General features: G+C 49.9%; 2 protein-coding genes. Both read right to left on the bottom strand.

Annotated elements, in window-relative coordinates:
• Nucleotides 1–102 precede the first annotated feature (102 nt).
• Nucleotides 103–3366: an isoleucine--tRNA ligase gene (ileS, locus tag WCK19_RS18240; protein WP_342398834.1), complete on the bottom strand. Its 3264-nt coding sequence runs from the start codon at nt 3364–3366 to the stop codon at nt 103–105.
• A gap of 32 nt (nt 3367–3398) precedes the next feature.
• Nucleotides 3399–4034: a LysE family translocator gene (locus tag WCK19_RS18235; RefSeq protein WP_342398833.1), complete on the bottom strand. Its 636-nt coding sequence runs from the start codon at nt 4032–4034 to the stop codon at nt 3399–3401.
• Nucleotides 4035–4142: the final 108 nt, after the last annotated feature.

Genomic DNA, 4142 nt, shown 5'->3' with positions numbered 1-4142 from the left:
TCTTTCAAATCTCCTAGCCTTCTGAACTTACTCCCTGACTTTGCAAAAGCCCTGGGTTCGTTTGTACCCGGATTGGGATACGAACCGCCCGCTTTTACTAGATTAGTTCTTGACCAAACCAAGCTTGAGACTTGCGCCCTCTATATCGAGTAACTGAGTAAACGCACCTTCAGGCGCGTCCCCTACCTGTAAGACGCTAGAAAGCGTTTCGCTCATGATATAGCGTGCGTTTTCAGAATCAGCAAGAGTCTCGCTTAAATCTGCCAGAGTACCATCGCTATCTTCTACCACCGTGTAGTATGTAGAGATAATATCGCTGATATTAAAACCGGCATCCTTACGCGCCTGTTGGATGAAACGCACCATGTCGCGCATCGTGCCTTCGCGCTTTAGTTCCGCGCTGATGTTTTTGTTGAGCGCGACCACATACCCGCTATCCTCAATAACCGCGTAGCCCTCTTTTTGTTTTGCTTCAACCAATATTTCCTCTGGGATTAGCTCTAGCATTTCGCCGTCCGCTAACATCACGCTGATATTCTGTCCCGCTTTGACTTTAGCGGCTATTTCGCTACCGTCCACCGCTGCTAACGCTTTTTGCACCTCCGGCAATTTTTTACCGAGCTTTGGTCCTAACAGCTTGAAGTTGGCTTTGATAACAAAGTTCATTATTTCGCTGCCCGCTTCCACCAACTTCATGTCCTTAACGTTCAACTCTTCTAATACCTGCTGCTTGAATCGTTCCAACCCTGCCTGTTCTGCCGAATTGCGCGGTTTAACCAACACTTCCAGCAAGGGTTGCCGTACTTTGAGCTTTGAGACGCTGCGAGCGGCACGACCAAGGCTTACCACCTTGATAACGCTGGCAGTATCCTTCAAAAGTTGCTCATCTATCAAGCTCTCATCCGACACCGGATAATCAGTAAGGTGGACGCTTTCCGGCGCGTTGGGTTCAAGCGACAACGCCAGATTGCGATAGAGAGCCTCACTAACAAAAGGCGTGAAAGGTGCGCTAAGTTTAGCCACCGTCACCAGCGCAGTATAAAGCGTCTGGTAAGCCGCCAATTTATCGGCATCGCCCTCACTCTTCCAGAAGCGGCGGCGGTTGCGACGCACATACCAGTTGCTCAGGTCATCCACAAAATTTTCGATAGCGCGGGCAGACCCTGTGACATCGTAATCATCCATCATTGCCGTTACATCGCGTACCAGCGCATTCAGGCGTGACAGACACCAGCGGTCTATTAGCGGGCGTTCGCTCACCGGGATTTGTTCCGCATGCAGGTCAGGCTGATCCAGATTCGAGTAAGTCACAAAGAAGCTATAAGTATTCCACAGCGTCAAGAAATAACGCCGGATACTCTCACTAACTAAATCTTGACTAAAGCGGCGCGGCTGTCCCGGCGGAGTGGCAGTATAGAGATACCAACGCAAAGCATCTGCGCCTTGAGCATTTACCACATCCCAAGGGCTTACCACGTTTCCCTTGCTCTTGCTCATCTTCTGACCTTCGCCATCAAGAATATGCCCCAAACAGATGACGTTCTTAAAAACATTCTGCCCGAATAGCGCCACCCCCAGCGCGTGCAAGCTGTAGAACCAGCCGCGAGTTTGGTCAACAGCCTCGCAGATGTAATCTGCCGGGAAATCTTTGGCAAATTCATCTTGGTTCTCAAAAGGATAGTGTTGTTGCGCGTAAGGCATCGCGCCCGATTCGAACCACACGTCCACCACTTCGGTAAGGCGGCGCATAGTGCCACCCTCCGCAAAAGGCGAGGGATACGTTACCTCATCCACATAAGGACGGTGCAAGTCAAGTTCACTCAAATCGCGTCCGGTTTTTTGGCTTAGTTCCGCCACGCCCCCAATACACTCATATTGCCCGGTCTTGTCACAACGCCAGATTGGCATCGGGCAGCCCCAATAGCGCTCGCGACTGAGAGCCCAATCCACGTTATTTTCAAGCCAGTTCCCGAAACGCCCTTCCCTTATGTGGTCGGGATACCAGTTTATCTGGCGGTTGCTGCTTACCAACGTTTCCTTAAACTGGGTAGTGCGGATATACCAACTTGATTTGGCGTAGTAAAGCAAGGGCGTATCGCAGCGCCAGCAGAAAGGATAGTTATGTTTTACCCGCCCACTTTTCCACAGCAAGGCGCGTTCCTTGAGGTCGCGGGTGATGTCAGGGTCGGCTTTCTTATAGAACTTGCCCTCAAATTGCGGGAAGGCGTTTATCACGTTCCCGGATAAATTAACCGAGAACAGGGTAGGCAATCCCGCTTTACGCCCCACATCCAAATCACCATAGGCAGGCGCAATATGCACCAGACCTGTACTGTCATGGTCGGCGGGGTTTATCTCCACGATTTCATCATTGAGGGTGTAGTAGGCATTGCCAAGGTCAACCGTCTTGCCGCCGTCGCCCACGCCACTATAGAGCGGTTGGTATTTGAAGCCCACCAACGCCGAACCTTTGGCAGCGCCACGCACCAACCAACGCTCCTCGCCGTTCTCATCTTTCTGCGCCCCAAAAAGATTGGCTGCCAGCACCTCTGCCACTATCAAACATTCCTCGCCCAAATCAGCCAGCACATAATCCCCGTCTGCTTTCAGCGCAACGGCAGCGTTGGCAGGCAAAGTCCAAGGAGTGGTTGTCCATATCATGAATGAAACGGGTTTGCCAGCCGCATCGAAAGGCAACCGTTTAGCTTCTTCTTCGCTCAGGCGCATACGTACATACACCGAGGGGTCGTCCACATCGTCCTTGAAACCCTGCGATACTTCGTGGTCTGCGAGGCTGGTATTGCAGCGCGGACAGTGCATCGTCACTTTATAGTCCTGAAACAGCAGGTTTTTATCCCACAAGGTTTTCATTATCCACCAACAGGACTCAATGTAATTATTCTCGTAGGTGATATAGGCGTTTTCCAAATCAACCCAGAAGCCGATGCGCTCGGTCAGTCGCGCCCATTCCTGCACATATTCCCAGACGGATTGCTTGCACAGCTTGTTAAATTCGGCAATGCCATATTTCTCGATGTCCTGTTTCCCGGTGAAACCAAGCTTCTTTTCCACTTCCAGTTCTACGGGCAAACCGTGCGTATCCCAACCGCCCCGGCGCGGCACATAATAACCCTTCATGGTTTTATAGCGTGGGAAAAGGTCTTTGAAAACACGCGCCAGCACATGATGAATACCGGGGCGACCGTTTGCAGTTGGGGGTCCCTCATAAAATACGTAGCGCGTCCCATTTTTGCGAGCTTCCAATGATTTTTTGAAGATGTCAGATTGTTGCCAGAAATCTAGCACTTCTTCTTCCAGTGCCGGAAAGCTGGTTTTTGTATCCACTTCTTTGAATATTTTTGACATTTGGTATCCTTATCAATTCAAGTTTAGTATTTTTATTTATGTTCGGCAAAAAATAATTGTGCGCCAAAAGCGATAAAAACGCTGCCAAATACCCAGTTTTGCACCTTAACCACAGTGCGATTTCTTTTTAATAGCGCGGCGGCATAACTGGCAGCCAGCGCAATTCCCAACCCAACGAGTGTTACCACCAGCGTAAAGATAATGCCCAGAAACAATATCTGCCCGGTGACTTCGCCCCGCTCTGGTCTGACGAACTGAGGCAGAAAAGCCATAAAGAAAAGCGCCACTTTCGGGTTCAGCACTGCCGCCGTCAACCCCTGATAAATAAGCGATTTTGAACTGGCATCAACGCGGTTCTCGTCCTCTACATCCAACAAGGCGGCTTTGCTAAGAATAGTTTGCAAGCCTAAATAAATCAGATATAACGCTCCCGCTATTTTGATAACATCAAAGGCAACCGGCACAGCCAGCAACAAAGCCGACAAACCAAACGCCACCGCCACCGCATGTAAATACAAGCCCAAACCGGAACTTATGGCAGTTACCAACCCCGCTTTGAAATTCTGGGAGACGGTGCTGGAAATAATCAGAATCATAGCCGGTCCGGGCGTAATCGCCAGCACAAAAGAGGCGAAAGAAAAAGCCAGTAAAGTTGTAAGTTCAGGCATAATTATTAATCCTGTAGCGTTAAAAATATCATATAAACTAAAAAAGCCCGCCCCTTGATATTAGGGACGAGATTCTGCATAAACCCCGCGCTACCACCCTGCTTGGTT

Origin of the sequence: Candidatus Chlorohelix sp. (assembly GCF_037138995.1) — a bacterium.
Taxonomy (GTDB): Bacteria; Chloroflexota; Chloroflexia; order Chloroheliales; family Chloroheliaceae; genus Chlorohelix.
This window is presented reverse-complemented; position numbering and strand designations above follow the sequence as displayed.